General features: G+C 60.9%; 14 protein-coding genes. 8 read left to right on the top strand and 6 right to left on the bottom strand.

Annotated features, from left to right (window positions below):
• Positions 1-7: 7 nt before the first annotated feature.
• From E4631_RS11730 to hxlB, 4 genes are all read right to left on the bottom strand, one after another.
• A complete protein-coding gene (locus E4631_RS11730) occupies positions 8-3499 on the bottom strand; it encodes a methylmalonyl-CoA mutase family protein (RefSeq protein WP_133655226.1) in 3492 nt (1163 codons plus the stop codon).
• A 160-nt stretch (positions 3500-3659) separates the two neighbouring features.
• On the bottom strand, positions 3660-4001 hold the full coding sequence (locus E4631_RS11725) for a hypothetical protein (RefSeq protein WP_133655227.1): 342 nt from the start codon (positions 3999-4001) through the stop codon (positions 3660-3662).
• 128 nt (positions 4002-4129) lie between these two features.
• Entirely contained in the window at positions 4130-4762 is a 633-nt protein-coding gene (hxlA, locus tag E4631_RS11720; protein WP_070747476.1) for a 3-hexulose-6-phosphate synthase, read from the bottom strand.
• 91 nt (positions 4763-4853) lie between these two features.
• The gene (gene hxlB, locus E4631_RS11715; RefSeq protein WP_133655228.1) at positions 4854-5438 is read right to left on the bottom strand and encodes a 6-phospho-3-hexuloisomerase; all 585 of its coding nucleotides are present in this window, start codon (positions 5436-5438) and stop codon (positions 4854-4856) included.
• Between the two features lie 248 nt (positions 5439-5686).
• Between hxlB and E4631_RS11710 the strand changes: the two genes are divergently transcribed.
• Complete coding sequence (locus E4631_RS11710; RefSeq protein ID WP_133655229.1) at positions 5687-6607, top strand: AraC family transcriptional regulator; 921 nt, start codon at positions 5687-5689, stop codon at positions 6605-6607.
• Here the strand turns inward: E4631_RS11710 and E4631_RS11705 are convergent.
• Entirely contained in the window at positions 6540-6875 is a 336-nt protein-coding gene (locus E4631_RS11705) for a hypothetical protein (RefSeq protein ID WP_135318607.1), read from the bottom strand. The genes E4631_RS11710 and E4631_RS11705 overlap by 68 nt on opposite strands.
• 89 nt (positions 6876-6964) lie before the next feature.
• Here E4631_RS11705 and lepA point away from each other — a divergent pair, with 89 nt between their 5' ends.
• A complete protein-coding gene (gene lepA, locus E4631_RS11700; protein ID WP_133655230.1) occupies positions 6965-8752 on the top strand; it encodes a translation elongation factor 4 in 1788 nt (595 codons plus the stop codon).
• Between the two features lie 88 nt (positions 8753-8840).
• On the opposite strand, the gene E4631_RS11695 is transcribed toward lepA, so the two are convergent.
• A complete protein-coding gene (locus tag E4631_RS11695; RefSeq protein ID WP_133655231.1) occupies positions 8841-9161 on the bottom strand; it encodes a DUF805 domain-containing protein in 321 nt (106 codons plus the stop codon).
• 81 nt (positions 9162-9242) lie between these two features.
• Here E4631_RS11695 and E4631_RS11690 point away from each other — a divergent pair, with 81 nt between their 5' ends.
• The 6 genes from E4631_RS11690 to E4631_RS11665 all read left to right on the top strand — a co-directional run bounded on the left by E4631_RS11690 (position 9243) and on the right by E4631_RS11665 (position 16829).
• Positions 9243-11609, top strand: a complete 2367-nt coding sequence (locus E4631_RS11690; protein WP_133655232.1) for a mechanosensitive ion channel domain-containing protein — start codon at positions 9243-9245, stop codon at positions 11607-11609.
• Positions 11610-11719: 110 nt separating this feature from the next.
• On the top strand, positions 11720-12619 hold the full coding sequence (folD, locus tag E4631_RS11685; protein WP_133655233.1) for a bifunctional methylenetetrahydrofolate dehydrogenase/methenyltetrahydrofolate cyclohydrolase FolD: 900 nt from the start codon (positions 11720-11722) through the stop codon (positions 12617-12619).
• A gap of 236 nt (positions 12620-12855) precedes the next feature.
• Positions 12856-13437, top strand: a complete 582-nt coding sequence (locus E4631_RS11680; RefSeq protein ID WP_133655234.1) for a 7-carboxy-7-deazaguanine synthase QueE — start codon at positions 12856-12858, stop codon at positions 13435-13437.
• 196 nt (positions 13438-13633) lie between these two features.
• Entirely contained in the window at positions 13634-15592 is a 1959-nt protein-coding gene (locus E4631_RS11675) for an OmpA family protein (RefSeq protein ID WP_133655235.1), read from the top strand.
• Between the two features lie 583 nt (positions 15593-16175).
• Entirely contained in the window at positions 16176-16556 is a 381-nt protein-coding gene (locus tag E4631_RS11670) for a hypothetical protein (protein ID WP_133655236.1), read from the top strand.
• A gap of 78 nt (positions 16557-16634) precedes the next feature.
• The gene (locus E4631_RS11665) at positions 16635-16829 is read left to right on the top strand and encodes a DUF4177 domain-containing protein (protein ID WP_133655237.1); all 195 of its coding nucleotides are present in this window, start codon (positions 16635-16637) and stop codon (positions 16827-16829) included.
• Positions 16830-16838: the final 9 nt, after the last annotated feature.

Below are 16838 nucleotides of genomic sequence, written 5' to 3'. Positions count from 1 at the left end.
CCGCAAGTTACATATTGCGTCGGTACTGCCCACCCACCTCAAACAGCGCGTTCGTAATCTGCCCGAGCGAGCAGAATTTCACCGTTTCCATCAGCTCGTCAAATAGGTTGCCGTTGGCCACAGCCACTTGCTGGAGCTGCTTGAGGCGTGCCGGCGTTTCGGTGGCGTTGCGCTGGTGCAGCAGGGTGAGCATGTCGATTTGGTACTGCTTTTCCTCCTCCGTGGCGCGGATGACCTCGGCCGGTACCACCGTGGGCGAGCCCGTGGACGAGAGGAAGGTATTTACTCCTATTATGGGGTACTCGCCCGTGTGCTTCAGCATCTCGTAGTGCATGCTTTCCTCCTGAATTTTACCGCGCTGGTACATGGTTTCCATGGCCCCGAGCACGCCGCCGCGCTCCGTGATGCGGTCAAATTCGAGCAGCACCGCCTCTTCCACCAGCTCAGTCAGCTCCTCGATGATGAAGGAGCCTTGCAGCGGGTTTTCGTTTTTGGCCAGCCCCAGCTCGCGGTTGATGATGAGCTGAATGGCCATGGCGCGTCTTACGCTCTCCTCGGTGGGGGTAGTGATGGCCTCGTCGTAGGCATTGGTATGCAGTGAGTTGCAGTTGTCGTAGATGGCGTACAGCGCCTGCAGCGTGGTGCGGATGTCGTTGAAGTCGATTTCCTGGGCGTGCAGGCTGCGGCCCGAGGTCTGGATGTGGTACTTCAGCATCTGGCTGCGGGCGTCGGCGCCGTACTTCAGCTTCATGGCTTTGGCCCAGATGCGGCGCGCTACCCGCCCAATCACGGCGTACTCGGGGTCGATGCCGTTGGAGAAGAAGAAGCTCAGGTTCGGCGCGAAGTCGTTCACGCTCATGCCCCGGCTCACGTAGTATTCCACAAACGTGAAGCCGTTGCTCAGCGTGAGGGCCAGCTGAGTGATGGGGTTGGCCCCGGCCTCGGCAATGTGGTAGCCCGAAATGCTGACGGAGTAGAAGTTGCGCACCTTCTCCGTGATGAAATATTCCTGCACGTCGCCCATCAGGCGCAGGGCAAACTCGGTGCTGAAGATGCAGGTATTCTGCGCCTGGTCTTCCTTGAGAATGTCAGCCTGCACGGTGCCGCGCACCTGCGTCAGCGTGCGCGCCTTGATGGTTGCGTACACGTCGGGGGGTAGGACCTGGTCGCCAGTCACGCCGAGCAGGCGCAGGCCCAGGCCGTCGTTGCCGGCCGGTAGCTCGCCCTGGTAGCGAGGGCGGGGCTGACCGATGGCCGCGTAGATGGCGTCGATTTTGGCGTCAGTTTCCGCTTCCAGGCCGTTTTCCTGAATGTAGAGCTCGCACTGCTGGTCGATGGCGGCATTCATGAAAAACGCCGCCAGCGTGGCCGCCGGGCCGTTTATCGTCATTGAAACCGATGTGCTGGGGTTGGCCAGGTTGAAGCCTGAGTAGAGCTTCTTGGCGTCGTCAAGGCAGGCGATACTCACGCCCGCGTTGCCGATTTTGCCGTAGATGTCGGGCCGGTGGTCGGGGTCTTCGCCATACAGCGTCACCGAGTCGAAGGCCGTGCTCAGGCGCTTGGCCGGCAGGCCCATGCTCACGTAGTGGAAGCGGCGGTTGGTGCGCTCCGGCCCCCCCTCGCCGGCAAACATGCGGGTGGGGTCTTCGCCCTCGCGCTTGAAGGGAAACACGCCCGCCGTGTAGGGAAACTCGCCGGGGAAATTCTCCTGCATGGCCCAGCGCAAGCGGTCGCCCCAGCCGGTGTAGCGCGGCACGGCAATCTTGGGTATCGCATTGCCAGAAAGCGACTTAGTGTGCGTCTTGACCCGAATTTCTTTGCCGCGCACCGCGTACACGTACTCGGGGTTGCGGTAGTTTTGCAGCGTGGCTTCCCAGTTTTCCAGAATGGCCTGGCTGTCGGCATCGAGGCGGCGCAGCTGGGTTTGCTTGTTCTTGCTGAACTCCTCCACGGTGCCGGCCGGGCTGGTTTTATCGGCGCGGTAGTGCTCTTCGAGCTTGGCGAAGGCGCCGGCTACTTCGGCAATGTGGGCCTGCTCGCGCACGCGCTGGTCGTAGGCGCGGTTGCTTTCGGCAATTTCGGAGAGGTAGCGCGTGCGGTGCGGCGGGATGATGTAAATCTTCTCCGAGTCCGACGTGCTGGTTTCCAGATGCGAGTTGAACGTGGCGCCCGTCTTGGTTTCCAGCATCTTCAGCACCGCCCGGTACAGGCGGTTCATGCCGGGGTCGTTGAACTGCGAGGCAATGGTGCCGAAAACGGGCATCTGGTCGGTGGGCGTGTCCCATAGGCCGTGGTTGCGCTGGTACTGCTTGCGCACGTCGCGCAGGGCATCCAGCGCCCCACGCTTGTCGAACTTATTGAGGGCAATGACGTCGGCAAAATCGAGCATGTCGATTTTCTCCAGCTGCGTGGCCGCGCCGTACTCGGGCGTCATCACGTAGAGGCTGGCGTCGGAGTGTTCGATAATCTCGGTGTCGGACTGCCCGATACCGCTGGTTTCCAAAATGATGAGGTCGTAGTTGGCGGCCTTCACCACGTCCACCGCATCCTGCACGTACTTGCTCAAGGCCAGGTTGCTCTGGCGCGTGGCCAGGCTGCGCATATACACCCGCGGCGAGTTAATGGCATTCATCCGAATCCGGTCGCCGAGCAGCGCGCCGCCCGTTTTGCGCTTGCTGGGGTCTACGGAAATGATGGCGATGGTCTTGTCCGTAAAGTCCATTAAGAAGCGCCGCACCAGCTCATCCACCAGCGAGGACTTGCCCGCGCCGCCCGTGCCGGTAATGCCGAGAATAGGGGCGTTGCTCCGGTCCGACGGCGCAGCCGGCCGACCGGTTGTCGTCAGCGCCGCCTGGGCCGCCGTCTCAACGTCACCGTTCAACGGCAACCGGTCGGCCGGCTGCGCCGTCGGACCGGCCAACGTCGCCAGCCCCAACTGCGACTTCACCCGCTCAAACTCCTCGGGGAAGTTTTCCGCCGCCGAAATCAGGCGGCCGATGCTGCGGGCGTCCTTTTCCTTCACGTGGCCAGCCTCGCCGTTCAGATTTTGGCCGGTGGGGAAGTCGGCTTGCTCTAATAGGTTGTTAATCATGCCCTGCAGGCCCATCGCGCGGCCATCATCGGGCGAGTAGATGCGGGTGATGCCGTAGTCCATGAGGTCGGCAATCTCGGTGGGCAGAATGACGCCGCCGCCCCCGCCGAAAAGCTTGATGTGGCCCGCGCCGCGCTCCTTCAAGAGGTCGTGCATGTACTTGAAGTACTCGTTGTGCCCGCCCTGGTAGCTGGTGATGGCAATGGCCTGGGCATCTTCCTGAATGGCGCAGTCCACGATTTCCTGCACCGAGCGGTTGTGACCCAGGTGAATCACCTCAGCGCCGCTGCTCTGAATGATGCGGCGCATGATGTTGATGGCCGCGTCGTGGCCGTCGAACAGCGCGGCGGCGGTGACGATACGAACGTGGTTTTTCGGTTTGTACGGGGCAGTTGGGGCGGGATGCATGGGGTAGGGAAGTAGGGCGAGGTTTCACTTCAATACGGACCAGCGCTGGCCCCGAATGAAGTGTTTTTACGTATTCAAAGGTACTACCTGCTGCCACGCTGCTGCCCGCCGCGCACCACAACGCCCCGGCGGGGTTGGCCGTGGCCAGGGGGGTAGGAGGCTAGGAATATTCAGCTTGCAAATACTCCAGAAACTCGGGCCACGTGAGGCCCAGGATGATGGGAGTTTCCTCGTCGTGGCCGATGAGTGGGGTTTCAACAAAGCGCCCGGTAGCCTTCTCCATAGCAAAGGCTTCCCCCTCATGGGCACCAATCAGAAAATAGCCCGGATAAAACTCGGCGGCGTCGTGGTCGGCGTTGAATTGCAGCAGCTCGTCGGCCTCAATGAGGTAAGCCCTACCAAATTGATAGGTGCTTTCCGACGCAAACAAATAGGCCAGGTAAGCCGGGGGTAGGGTAAAGTCGAGTTGGGCTAAAAAATCTTGTTGGTAGGGGGGGAACATGGCTGCTGGGAGCATTGCCGGCGGCAGCTTTGGCCGGGCAGCTGCGGGAGTTGATGAAAAAGCAAGGTACGAAAAGAGGCCCTGGCAACTTGCCAGGGCCTCTTTTGAATTTGTGCGGTAGCAGCAGCCTACGCGGCGTCGAGCGCCTCGCGCAGGGCCTTGGCGGCTGCGGCGGGGTCTTTGGCGCCGTAGATGGCACCACCGGCTACGGCTACGGCCACGCCGGCAGCCTTCACGGCGGCAATGGTGTCAATATTTACGCCGCCCGCGATGGACACGGGTACGCCGGCGCGCTTGGCCTCGTCGATGAGCACCTGGATGGAGTAGCCGGGCTGGGCCTGCTCGTCGAGGCCGGCGTGCAGCTCCACAAACTCAACGCCGAGCTTGCTCACTTCCTGGGCGCGCTTCACGCGGTCCTTCACGCCGATGGTGTCTACTACCACGCCCTTGCCGTGCTCCTTGGCGGCCTTCACGGCCCCGATTACGGTAGCGTCATCTACCGAGCCCAGAATGGTAACCAGGTCAGCACCCGCGCCGAAAGCCATGCCAGCTTCCAGCTCGCCAGTGTCGGCGGTCTTGAAATCGGCAAACACCAGCTTGTCGGGGTGCGCGGCCTTCATGGCCTTAATCACGGCCAGGCCTTCACTCTTGATGAGCGGGGTGCCCAGCTCGATAATGTCTACGTAAGGAGCCACTTTGGCCGCCAGTTCGAGGGCTTCCTTTGTGCTCAGTAGGTCGATTGCAACTTGTAACTTAGCCATGTGATGGAGGTTCTGTAAGTAAGTGTAAAACGGAGTGGCACTCCGTTTCGCGTAGGGGGTAGGAAACGGAGTGCCACTCCGTTTTACATGCTTATTCCAGGTTGGCGTGGCGCTTCCACAGCTCTTCGGCCGGCGTGCCGTCGAGGGCCCACAGGGTCTGGAAGAGGGCATCGGTGAGCAGCAGCACCGACTGCTCAAACAGGCTGCCCGCGTACTGCTGCGAGAGGCTGCCGCCGTGGTCTTGCTTTTGGGCGGCGGGCACCACCACTACCAGCGTAGCCAGCGCCGCCAGCGGCGAGTCGGTGGTGGTCGAAATAGCCACCACTTTTGCCCCGGCGGCCTGCGCTTTTTCGGCCGCTTTCACAATGGTGCTCGTGGTGCCCGAGCCCGAGCCCACCAGCAGCAAGTCGCCTTTGCGGATAGCCGGGGTAGTGGTTTCGCCCATCACAAACACCGTCAGGCCCAGGTGCATCAGGCGCATGGCGGCGGCTTTGAGGGCCAGCCCGGTGCGGCCCGCGCCGGCAACAAACACCCGCTCGGCCTGTTGCAGCAGCGGCACCACGGCCGCGAGCTGCTCAAAGTTGAGCTGCTGCGTGAGGTGGTCGTTTTCCTGCATAATCAGCTGAAGGTTGCGCTGTAAGTCAGCGGCCAGCTCGTGGTTTTCGGGAGTGCGCATACGTCTGCCTGTGCGGCCAAATCGGGCGGGCTCACGCGGTTGGTACTGCGTGAGAAAGCCCGGCCCGCCGCCCGTTTTTTTGCCTTGTTGAATAGGTCAGCAAAGGTAGAAGGCCCCTTTTCGGAGGGCTTGCAGAATCCTGTCAATCAGTGGCAGTATCCGCTCATATTACCTGCATAAGCCTTTTTTCGGGCTTTTTCGGCGCCTGCAGCTCGTTTTTGCCGGCTTGTTTCTGAAGCTTTTGCCCCATGCTACTTCCCGATTTGTTGCCCCAGGCTGCCCTACCCCCCCTCGCCGCACTAGACACGCTCATCGACCACCGCCGGGTGCAAACGCTGGAGAGATATGAGCTCAGCATTCTGGAAACCCACGTGCAAACGGCCCAGGTCACGCAGTCGTACAGCGACCTGGTGCTGACCAATATGCTGCGCGGCAAAAAGGTCATGCACCTATTTGATAAAGAAGGAATTAACTACCTGCCGGGCCACACCATGGTGGTGCCGCCCAACCTGAAAATGGTCATCGATTTTCCGGAGGCCTCGGCCACTACCCCCACGCAATGCGTGGCCCTGGCCATTGACCGCCTGCAAATCATCGACACGGTTAATTACCTGAACGAGTTTTACCCCAAAACGGAAGCCGGCAAATGGACCTTTGGCTTCCAGCAATACCGGTTTTACAACAACGCCGACATCACGGCGCTGCTCTACAAGCTGGTGCGCATCGGTTTCGACTCGTCGCGCAACAAGGATATTCTGGCCGACCTCACGGTGAAGGAGCTGGTGCTGCGCCTCATGCAAACCCAGAGCCTGCACGAGCTGGAAACCCAGGGCCCGGCGCTGGCCACGTCCAACCGCTTTGCCCACATTTTGCAGTACATTAAGGAGCATATTGCCGAAAAAATCAGCATTACTGCCCTCAGCGAGCGCGTGCACATGAGCCAGGCCAGTTTCCACCGGGCCTTCCGGCAGGAGTTTGGCCTGTCGCCGCTGGAGTATATTATTAAGGAGCGGATGCGCCTGGCCAAGCAGTGCCTGCAAAACCCGGCGCTCAGCATCACGGAAATCTGCTTCCGGGCGGGGTTCAACAACCAGGCGTATTTCACCCGCATGTTCCGCCAAATGGAAGGCATGACGCCCACCGACTACCGCGCCCTGGCCACCGCCTAGCCCGCCCGCTACCGAAAGGCCACCGGCGTGGCCAGCGCCAGGCCAGCAGCCCTAGCCCCACCAGGCCCCAGGCCACGCGGGTGGGGTAGTCCCAGCGGCCCGGCACGTAGGCTCGCCGCGCCATAAGCATCTGCGCCGCCTGGTCGATGAAATTGACGACGAGCCAGGCCAGCAGGTAGCAGGCCGTGGCGTTGAGAAAGAGCTTGCTAAACTTGCCCCGCGCGCTCGGGCTGGTGGCAGGGGAGGTATGGGGCAGGGCAGGGGGCATGGTGGGAAAAGGAAGGGGTAGGGCGCACCCCAAACATACGTGCCGCCGCAAAACGGCCGTATCTTCGCAGTGCTAAAAACCGCCCTCCGTTGAAGAATATTCGTAATTTTTGCATCATTGCCCACATCGACCACGGTAAAAGCACCCTGGCCGACCGGCTCCTCGAGTTCACGAGCACCGTGGCCAAGCGCGACATGCAGGCCCAGCTGCTCGATAACATGGACCTGGAACGCGAGCGCGGCATCACCATCAAGAGCCACGCCATCCAGATGCAGTTTCCCTACAAAGGGGAAACCTACACGCTGAACCTGATTGACACCCCCGGCCACGTTGACTTCAGCTACGAAGTAAGCCGCAGCATCGCCGCCTGCGAGGGCGCGCTGCTCATTGTGGATGCGTCGCAAGGTATTGAGGCCCAGACGATTTCCAACCTGTACCTCGCCATCGGGGCCGACCTGGAAATTATTCCGGTGCTCAATAAAATCGACCTGCCGCACGCCATGCCGGAGGAAGTGACCGACGAGATTGTGGACCTCATCGGCTGCAAGCCGGAGGACATTATCCACGCCTCGGGCAAGGCCGGCATCGGCATTGAGGCTATTTTGAACGCCATCTGTGAGCGGATTCCGGCGCCGGTAGGCGACCCCGAGGCGCCGTTGCAAGCGTTGATTTTTGACTCGGTTTTCAATTCTTACCGGGGCATTGAAGTCCTGTTCCGCATCAAAAACGGCACCATGCGCAAGGGCGACAAGGTGAAGTTTATGGCCACGGGCAAGGAGTACGGCGCCGACGAAATCGGTATCCTGGGCCTCAACCAGGAGCCGCGCCAGGTGATGAGTGCCGGCAACGTGGGCTACCTCATCTCGGGCATTAAGGAAGCGCGCGAGGTGAAGGTGGGCGACACCATCACGCACGTGCACAACCCCACGGCCGAGGCCATTCAGGGCTTTGCCGACGTGAAACCGATGGTATTTGCCGGCATCTACCCGGTCGATACCACCGAGTACGAGGAGCTGCGCAGCAGTATGGAAAAGCTGCAGCTCAACGATGCCTCGCTGGTTTGGGAGCCCGAAACCAGCGTGGCGCTGGGCTTCGGTTTCCGCTGCGGCTTTTTGGGCATGCTGCACATGGAAATCGTGCAGGAGCGCCTGGAGCGCGAGTTCAACATGACGGTGATTACCACCGTACCGAGCGTGCAGTTTCACGCCACCGGCACTAAGGACCAGCTGCTGACCATCAACGCGCCGAGCGAAATGCCCGAGCCGAACCTGATTAAGCACATCGAGGAACCCTACATTAAAGCGCAGATTATCACCGCCTCCGAGTACGTGGGGCCGATTATCACGCTCTGTATGGAGAAGCGCGGCATCATCAAGGGCCAGAGCTACCTCACCAGCGAGCGCGTGGAGATGAGTTTCGAGCTGCCGCTGTCCGAAATCGTGTTCGACTTCTTCGATAAGCTCAAAACCATCAGCCGCGGCTATGCCTCGCTTGATTATGAGTTGATTGGCTTCCGCGAGTCGGACATGGTGAAGCTCGACGTGATGCTGAACGGCGAGAAGGTAGATGCTCTCTCGGCCATCGTGCACCGCTCGAAAAGCTACGAATGGGGCCGCCGCCTCTGCGAAAAGCTGCGCGAGCTGCTACCCCGCCAGATGTTCGACATCGCCATTCAGGCCAGCATCGGGCAAAAAATCATTGCCCGCGAAACCATCAAGGCGCTGCGCAAAAACGTGATTGCCAAGTGCTACGGCGGCGACATCAGCCGCAAGCGCAAACTGCTCGAAAAGCAGAAGGAGGGCAAAAAACGGATGCGTACCGTGGGCTCGGTGGAAATCCCGCAGGAAGCGTTTCTGGCGGTGCTTAAAATTGACTGATACTAAAAGCGCGGCTCCGAAAGGGGCCGCGCTTTTTGGTGAAATAGTCAGTGAGAAAGTGCCCGACGTCAATGCTTCTTGAAGCCTGTTAGCGTTGGGGGTGGAAATTATAGGCGTTGGCACCTTTGCTGCCTGGAAAACAGGCCAGCAGGTGGCTATAAACCGGAATTAAGGCATAAATACCGTATTTCCCTAAGTCATGCATTCTGCGCATTCCAACGGCCAAGCCTGGTAAAAACATGGCTACCGCATAAGTTATAACAATGAAATGGGTATGCACGCGGGCTTCAATAATTGCCAGAATAAAAGATACGATATAATTAAAAAGCAGAAAATTCCAGTATTCGGCCCGGCTGGCTCTTCCTTCGACGCTTGCGTATTTTCTTAGGACAGTAAAGTAGTGCTTCATAGAGAGTAAAAGGGTAGTCAAAATTGCTGGCTAAGATACTGTTTCATCTAAAGACTTTGAATGCGTTTATCAGTTTTTGCCTTGCGTTTTCGGTTGCTGCTGGCGTGCTTACTACTGAGCCAGGTAGGGGTAAGGGCAGTAGCGCAGGCCCCGGCGCGGGCCGCCGCCCGCACTAAAGCACGCCCTACCCCCCCCGTGCTGCCCGATTCGCTGGCCCAGCGCATAGAGAAAGCCTATTTCACGCTGAGCCGCATCAACGGGGCGGCCCGCCGCAACGCCGATACCCAGGACCTGAGCGACGACCTGCCCCAGGTGGAGGAAAACCTCGAAATCATCCGCCAGAATTTCGAGCAGTACGCCGACGTGGTGGACGTGAAGCAGCTGCAGATGTACCGCGTGCTGCTGGCCGATATGCAGGAGCAGCTCGGCGCCTGGCGCACGGCCCTGGCCGCCAGCAGCCAGCAGCTAATCGCCACGCAGGCCCGGCTCGATACGCTGGCCACCCAGCTGCCGCCCACCGCCGCCCTACCCCCCGCTACCACGGCCATCGGCCGGGCGCTGGCCCGCCTGCGCACTAAGCAAACCCGCGCCACCGAGCTGCTGGCCCGCCGCCGCCATACCGTAACGGGCCTGCAAACGCGGGTATCGGAGGCCTACATCCAGGGCCTGGAGCTGCAAGACGTGCTGCGCGAGCAAATGGGCCGCTTCAACCGCGCCAACCGCCAGGCCGAGCTGCCGCCGCTGTGGCAGCCCGGCCGCATCGTGGCCGATGAGCAGACGAGCGCCCTGGTGCGGCAGTCGTACGCCGCCCAGCGCTCGCTGGTGGGCTACTACTTTGCCGAGCACTGGGATTACTGGGTCTGGATGGTGGTGCTGTTCGGCGGGTTCTTCGGCTGGGTTTTTCGCAACTTCCGGGCCCTGCGGCCGGCCGCCGCCGAGGGGGTAGGGAACGCCGCCGTAGCCCCCGTGCCGCTGGTGCTGCCCGAGCACCGCCTGCACTACCTGCGGCCGGTGCCGGTGGCGGCGGCGCTGCTGGTGGTGTTCAGCCTGGCCCCGTTTTTTGACTTGCAGCCGCCCGCTACTTACACCGATTTGCTGCAGCTACTGCTGCTCGTGACGCTCACGGTGCTGGGCTGGCGCAGCTGGCCGCGGCCATTGTTCTGGTACTGGGTGGCCATTGTGGTGGCGTTTTTTGTGCTCAACGTGACCTATGCCCAGCGGGCGCCGGGGCTGGGCGTGCGCTGGGCCATGCTGCTGCTCAACGCGGGCGCGGTGGCATTGGGCTGGCGCTTCTGGCGCTACCTGCGGGCGCACCGGGTGCTGGCGGGCTTCGTGCAGCCCGTGGCGCTGCTCTTCATGGGCCTGAACGCGCTGGCCGGCCTGGCCGATGCCTACGGCCGCGTGAGCCTGGCCAAGATGTTTACCACCACGGCCATCTTTGGCCTCACGCAGGTGGTGGCGCTGTCGGCCTTCGTACGCATCGTTACGGAGGCGTTTTACCTGCAAGTGCAGCGCAGCCGCACGGCCGGCGCCGCGAGCGGCCGGTTGGGCTTCGATAAAATCGAGAGCGGCCTGCGCAAGAGCCTCACCGTAGTAGTGGGCGTGCTCTGGCTGATGCTGTTCACGGCCAACCTCAACCTCTACAACCTCTTCTACCGCCTCATCGAGCGCACGCTCACAACCCCGCACCTGCTGGGCAGCACCACGTTCACGCTGGGCAGCATCCTGCTGTTTGTGGGCATCATCTTCCTCACTATTCAGCTTCAGAAATACGTGGGCTATTTCTTTGGGGAGGCCGACGACGAATTCAACACCGAAGCTGATTACAAGGGCTCCTGGATGGTAGCCATCCGGCTGGCTATTCTGGCGGTAGGGCTGTTTCTGGCCACGCTGGCCTCGGGCCTGCCAGTCGATAAAATTGCCATCGTGCTGGGTGCCTTAGGTGTTGGTATCGGCCTGGGCTTGCAGAATATTATCAACAACCTGGTGTCGGGCGTGATTCTCATCTTCGAGCGGCCATTTCAGGTGGGCGACTATATCGAGGTGAAGGGCCAGACGGGCCGCGTGAAGGACATTGGCATCCGCGCCAGCAAGCTTATCTCGCAGGCCGGCTCCGAAATCATCCTGCCCAACGGCGACCTGCTCAGCAACCACGTCATCAACTGGACGCTCAGCAACAACCACATCCGCACCGAGTTGGCCCTCAACCTCGGCCCCGACATCGACCTCACCGAAGCCCGCCGCCTCATCAGCGAGGAGATTTTACAAAACCCCAACACCCTGCACAAAGTCGCCCCCGAAATCCTGCTCAGCAACGTCACCACCACCGGCTACGACCTCAAGGCGCTGTTCTGGATAAATAACATCCGCCAGGAGCAAGCCCTGAAAAGCGAGCTGCTGGCCGGCATTTACCAACGCCTCACCCAGGCCGGCATCGCCATGCGGTAGGGCAGTAGCGCGAACTTTGTAGTTCGCGTTTCCGCGCTGCTGTGGTCGTTCTGGGCCGCGAACTACAAAGTTCGCGCTACTACCTACTCGTCATTTCCCTAATCTTCCCCATGCCCCAGACTGCCCCGCACCTCATTGACGGCAAGCAAACCGCCGAAGAAATCAAAGTTGAAATCGCCGCCGAAGTGGAGGCGCTGAAAGCCGCCGGCCGCAAGGTGCCGCATCTGGCCGCCGTGCTCGTGGGCCACGACGGCGGCTCCGAAACCTACGTGCGCAACAAGGTGCTCGCCTGCGAGCGCGTGGGCTACGCCAGCACCCTGTTGCGCTTCGAAGACGACATCACCGAGGCCGAGCTGCTGGCCGTGGTGCAGCGCCTGAACGAAGACGCCGACATCGACGGCTTCATCGTGCAGCTGCCGTTACCCAAGCATATCGACGCAGAAAAGGTCATCGAAGCCATCCGGCCCGAGAAGGACGTGGACGGCTTTCACCCCATGAACCTGGGCCGCATGGTGGCCGGCCTGCCCGCGCTGCTGCCCGCTACCCCCTCCGGCATCGTGGAGCTGCTGGCCCGGCAGGGCATCAAAACCAGCGGCCAGCACTGCGTGGTTATCGGCCGCTCAAACATTGTGGGTACGCCAGTTAGCATCTTGCTGGCCAAGAACTTGGAAACGGCTAATTGCACTGTTACTTTATGCCATTCCCGTACTAAGAACCTGCCCGAAATCGTGCGCCAGGCCGACATCATCGTGGCCGCCATTGGCCGCCCCGAGTTCGTGACGGCCGACATGGTGAAGCCGGGTGCGGTGGTTATCGACGTGGGCACGACCCGCGTCACGGATGCCAATAAGAAGAGTGGCTACAGCCTGAAGGGCGACGTCAACTTTGCCGAGGTGGCGCCGCTGGCTTCGCGCATTACGCCCGTGCCGGGGGGGGTAGGCCCCATGACCATCGCCATGCTGCTGCTGAACACGCTGCGCGCCGCCAAGGGCACGGTGTATCCCAAGTAGTAGCGCGAACTCTGTAGTTCGCGGCCCCGCGCCGCTAAGGTCGTTCTGGGTCGCGAACTACAAAGTTCGCGCTACTCTATTCTCTTCGTAAATTTGAGTGACCGGAACCCCCGGTCACGCCTCGGGCGTTGACGTAAGTCGCGCCCTTTTTTATGTTGCTTATGTCTGCTGTGTCTGATTTTTTAACGGCTCTACCCGTCCTCTCTTCGCCCAAGAGTGATTCAATGCTTCCTGTAATGGAGCAGTTTTATACTATTCAAGGAGAAGGGTTTAATACGGGCCGGGCAGCCTACTTCATCCGCCTAGGCGGCTGCGATGTGGGCTGCGTGTGGTGCGACGTGAAGGAGTCGTGGGACGCCGACGCGCACCCCCGCCAGCAGGTGGCCGACTTGGTGGCCGCCGCCAGCGAGTACCCCGGCCGCCACGTCGTCATCACCGGGGGCGAGCCGCTGATGCACGACTGCCTACCCCTAACCAAAGCCCTGCAAGCGGCCGGCTTCCAGACCTGGATTGAAACCAGCGGCGCGCACCCGCTCTCCGGCAACTGGGACTGGATTTGCGTATCGCCCAAAAAATTCAAAGCCCCGCGCCCCGACGTGCTGGCCCACGCCGACGAGCTAAAAATCATCGTCTTCAACGACAGTGACTTTGCCTGGGCCGAGGAGCACGCCGCGCTGGTGCCGCCCACCACCCGCCTCTACTTGCAGCCCGAATGGAGCCGCGCCGCCCGCATGACGCCCGCGCTCATCGACTACGTGAAAGCCCACCCGCGCTGGCAGGTATCCTTGCAAACCCACAAATACCTCGACATTCCGTAGCCTGGGCCGGTACTATGCCGGTAAAAGGTAGGAGATAAAGACTAAAAACCCCGATTTCAGCACGAAATCGGGGTTTTTGCGTGTTAGGGCGTAGCTTTTGCCTGCTAATTTACCTGCGTCGGGCGCGCGGGCCGCCGCTGAGTGCCGGCTTCCCGCCCTACCAGCGCCCGCAATCAGCCCGCGCTTCTCTTTGCTTATGTTGCCCAAATCCCTGCTTCCCGCCACCTTGCTCTTCGCGCTGGCTACCGCGCCCACCCTGGCCCAGCAAGCCCCGCCGTCCATCACCGATAGCAAGGCGCGCAGCCTCTACGAGAAGGCCCAGAGCCTGTACTACCAGGACCGCCAGACCCAGCAGGCGCTCCTGGTATGGCAGCAGCTCATCGATAGATTCCCGGACTACGGCGAGCCGTATCTGCGCAAAGCCTCGTTGCAGCTTACCCTCGGCGACCATCCCAACGCGCTGCAAGCCTACAAGCTGGGCCTGAGCAAGCTGCCCGTGGAGGCCGCGCGCGGCGGCGATTACCTCATCCTGGGTAAGCTGGCCGGTGAGGTGGGCGACTACGCCACCATGCGCCTGGCCTACACCAATTACCTCAGCACCAACCCCACCAGCAAAACCCAGGTGGCGCTGGCCAAGCTGCAATTGCAAAACTGCGACTTTGCGGCCGAGGCCATGGCGCACCCCACCGGCACCGCCCCCGAGCGCCTGGCCGCCCCGCTCAACCAGTTTCGAGACCAGTACTTCCCGGTGCTGACGGCCGATAATAAGTCGCTCATTTTCACGGTGCAGCGCAACCCCGAGAAGCTGGGCCAGGAAAACGAGGACGTGTTCATTAGCGCGCTCACGGCCGAGGGCACGTTTGGGGCGCCGCAGTCTATTTCACAAAATATCAATTCGCGTGAGAACGAGGGCACGGCTACCATCTCAGGCGATGGCAACACGCTGGTATTCACGAGCTGCGGTCGGCCGGGGGGGGTAGGAAATTGCGACCTCTACATCTCGCACCGCCGCGGCAAGCAGTGGACCGCCCCGCGCAACCTGGGCCTGCTAGTCAACTCCAAAGCCTGGGACTCGCAGCCCTCGCTCTCGGCCGACGGGCGCACGCTCTACTTCTCGTCGCAGCGCGGCGGGGGGGTAGGCGGCTACGACATCTACGTGACCACGCTGGGCCCCGACAATACCTGGACCCAGGCCCGCAACCTGGGCGCACCCATCAACACGCCCGGCGACGACCTGGCGCCCTTCATTCACGCCAGCGGCACCACGCTCTACTACGCCACCAACGGCCTGGTGGGCCTGGGCAGCAGTGACATCTTTCGCGCCGAGCTCGACGCCAAAGGACAGTGGGGCGCCCCGCGCAACCTGGGCTACCCCCTCAATACCTTCGCCAACGAGGCCTCGCTATTTATCTCTTCCGACAATAAGCGCCTCTACTGCACCCGCGCCGAGCCGCCCCGGCCCGGCGACCCGGCCAGCATGGCCCCGCCCATCCTGCTCTACGGCAGCGAAGTGCCCACCAGCGTGCGCGCCCGCGAAACCAGCACCTACACCCAGGGCCGGGTGTTCGACGCCGTGACGAAGAAGCCCCTCAACGCAATGGTGCAGCTATTTGACCTCAGCACTAACGCCCTCACCCAGCAAGTGTATTCCGATGCTGAAACCGGCGAATACACCGCCGTGCTCAACGAGGGGCGCGCCTACGCCATGTACGCCGCCGCGCCCGGCTACCTGCTCAAAAGCCTCAATTTCGACTATTCGGCCCCGCATAGCTTCGACCCGCTCACGCTCGATATTTACCTCGACCCGGCCAAAAGCGGCCGCAGCGCGGTGCTGAACAACCTGTTTTTCGATTCCAACCAAGCCGTGCTCAAGTCGCGCTCGCGCACCGAGCTCGACCGCCTGGTGGAATTTCTCCGCCAGGACCCCAATCTGCGCGTGGAAGTAGCCGGCCACACCGACAACGTGGGCACCCCCGCCAGTAACCTCACGCTTTCGCAGCGCCGGGCCCAGGCCGTGCTCACCTACCTCAGCGGCCACGGCGTGCCCGCCACCCGCCTGCGCGCCAAGGGCTACGGCGCAACTAAGCCGCTCGCTACCAACGACTCGGAGGCCCACCGCGCCCAGAACCGCCGCATCGAGCTGCGCATCCTCTAGCGCCCGTCCTAAAGTTGAGCGCCGTGCTTGTCGCCGTTAGTAGCGCGAACTTTGTAGTTCGCGTCGCCGCGTCGTTCGAATGGTTTTAACGGCGCGGGGACGCGAACTACAAAGTTCGCGCTATTACCTCTGCGCAATAGCTGTTACCACGGAGAAACACCGTGCGAATAGCTTTAACCGCTTTGCCAGCAACCCACTGATTTCAGTACCTTTTCCTACCCCCTCACTGCTAACCTAAGTCGAAGCTTGCAGCATTACCTTATCTAAGATAATTTACTTTAAGTAAGGCTTTAAAGAAGTGAAAATTTCGTAGGATTATTCAAATAAAATGAATTGCCCGCCTAAGCGCGGGCTTTTTTTTATCCTGTAGTAAAGCTTTTGATAAGACTCATAAAATACTGTAAATGAAGGTTAATTGATATTAAAGTAGAATGTGGCAATCAGAAAAGTACCACGTTCACAAGGTTTTGTTCAAAAAATAAAAAGCGTGTAGGTTTGGACCAATTCCGGCAGCCGCTGCTAGGCCAGCAGAGAGGACGCCGGTCATACCTGCCTTTTTTTCACCCAAAATCTTTTTTAACCCATGAAGAACCTGTTAGCTGCCGCCTGCCTCCTGACCAGCCTCACGAGTGCTACCCCCGCCCACAGCCCCGGCGACGAGCCCAAGGCGTATACTCGCTCAGTGGCTGCCCATGCTACCACGCTGACCCAGGCCCTGGCCCGGCGCATTCACTGCAATGAGGGGCAGTACCTGGCCATTAAGAAGCTGCACCTGCACTACCTGGAGCAGCGCCGCCAGCTCGTATTTGAGCAAAGTATTATCAACGCTCCTGCCGCCGAGCGCGACGAGCAGCTAGCCTCGTCGCAGCGCAGCTACGAGCAAGCCCTCAACAGTATTCTCGACCCCCAGCAGCGCCTGGCCTATCAGCAGCTGCGCGCCTCGTTCACGGCGCACCGGCTATAATGCATTTCGGTCGCCGCCGATGCAGGAGTGGCCTGCGTCGGCGGCAACCGAAATGGCTTGTCGAAATTTAGGAAGCACATGAAAAAGTTTGAATACCTCCTGCTGGATACTGTAAGCGGCTTCTTTAGCGGCATTGATTACCAGGAATTGACGAACCGGCTCAATCAGCTAGGTAGCCAGGGCTGGGAGGTGGTATCGGTGGTCGATACCATCTTCACTCATAATATGGTGCGTGGCCTGCTTTTCACCCTTAAGCGCGAAGTGGGGGGGTAGGGAAGGGGC

Origin of the sequence: Hymenobacter sp. UV11 (assembly GCF_004684095.1) — a bacterium.
Lineage (GTDB): Bacteria > Bacteroidota > Bacteroidia > Cytophagales > Hymenobacteraceae > Hymenobacter.
Note: the sequence above shows the minus strand (reverse complement) of the source record. Positions and strands in the feature narration are given on the sequence as shown.

Bases quoted from the DNA above. Each gene is read 5' to 3' on its own strand.
- E4631_RS11730 (WP_133655226.1), bottom strand. From the start codon at position 3,499: ATGCATCCCGCCCCAACTGCCCCGTACAAACCGAAAAACCACGTTCGT.
- E4631_RS11725 (WP_133655227.1), bottom strand. From the start codon at position 4,001: ATGTTCCCCCCCTACCAACAAGATTTTTTAGCCCAACTCGACTTTACC.
- hxlA (WP_070747476.1), bottom strand. From the start codon at position 4,762: ATGGCTAAGTTACAAGTTGCAATCGACCTACTGAGCACAAAGGAAGCC.
- hxlB (WP_133655228.1), bottom strand. From the start codon at position 5,438: ATGCGCACTCCCGAAAACCACGAGCTGGCCGCTGACTTACAGCGCAAC.
- E4631_RS11710 (WP_133655229.1), top strand. From the start codon at position 5,687: ATGCTACTTCCCGATTTGTTGCCCCAGGCTGCCCTACCCCCCCTCGCC.
- E4631_RS11705 (WP_135318607.1), bottom strand. From the start codon at position 6,875: ATGCCCCCTGCCCTGCCCCATACCTCCCCTGCCACCAGCCCGAGCGCG.
- E4631_RS11695 (WP_133655231.1), bottom strand. From the start codon at position 9,161: ATGAAGCACTACTTTACTGTCCTAAGAAAATACGCAAGCGTCGAAGGA.
- folD (WP_133655233.1), top strand. From the start codon at position 11,720: ATGCCCCAGACTGCCCCGCACCTCATTGACGGCAAGCAAACCGCCGAA.
- E4631_RS11680 (WP_133655234.1), top strand. From the start codon at position 12,856: ATGGAGCAGTTTTATACTATTCAAGGAGAAGGGTTTAATACGGGCCGG.
- E4631_RS11675 (WP_133655235.1), top strand. From the start codon at position 13,634: ATGTTGCCCAAATCCCTGCTTCCCGCCACCTTGCTCTTCGCGCTGGCT.
- E4631_RS11670 (WP_133655236.1), top strand. From the start codon at position 16,176: ATGAAGAACCTGTTAGCTGCCGCCTGCCTCCTGACCAGCCTCACGAGT.
- E4631_RS11665 (WP_133655237.1), top strand. From the start codon at position 16,635: ATGAAAAAGTTTGAATACCTCCTGCTGGATACTGTAAGCGGCTTCTTT.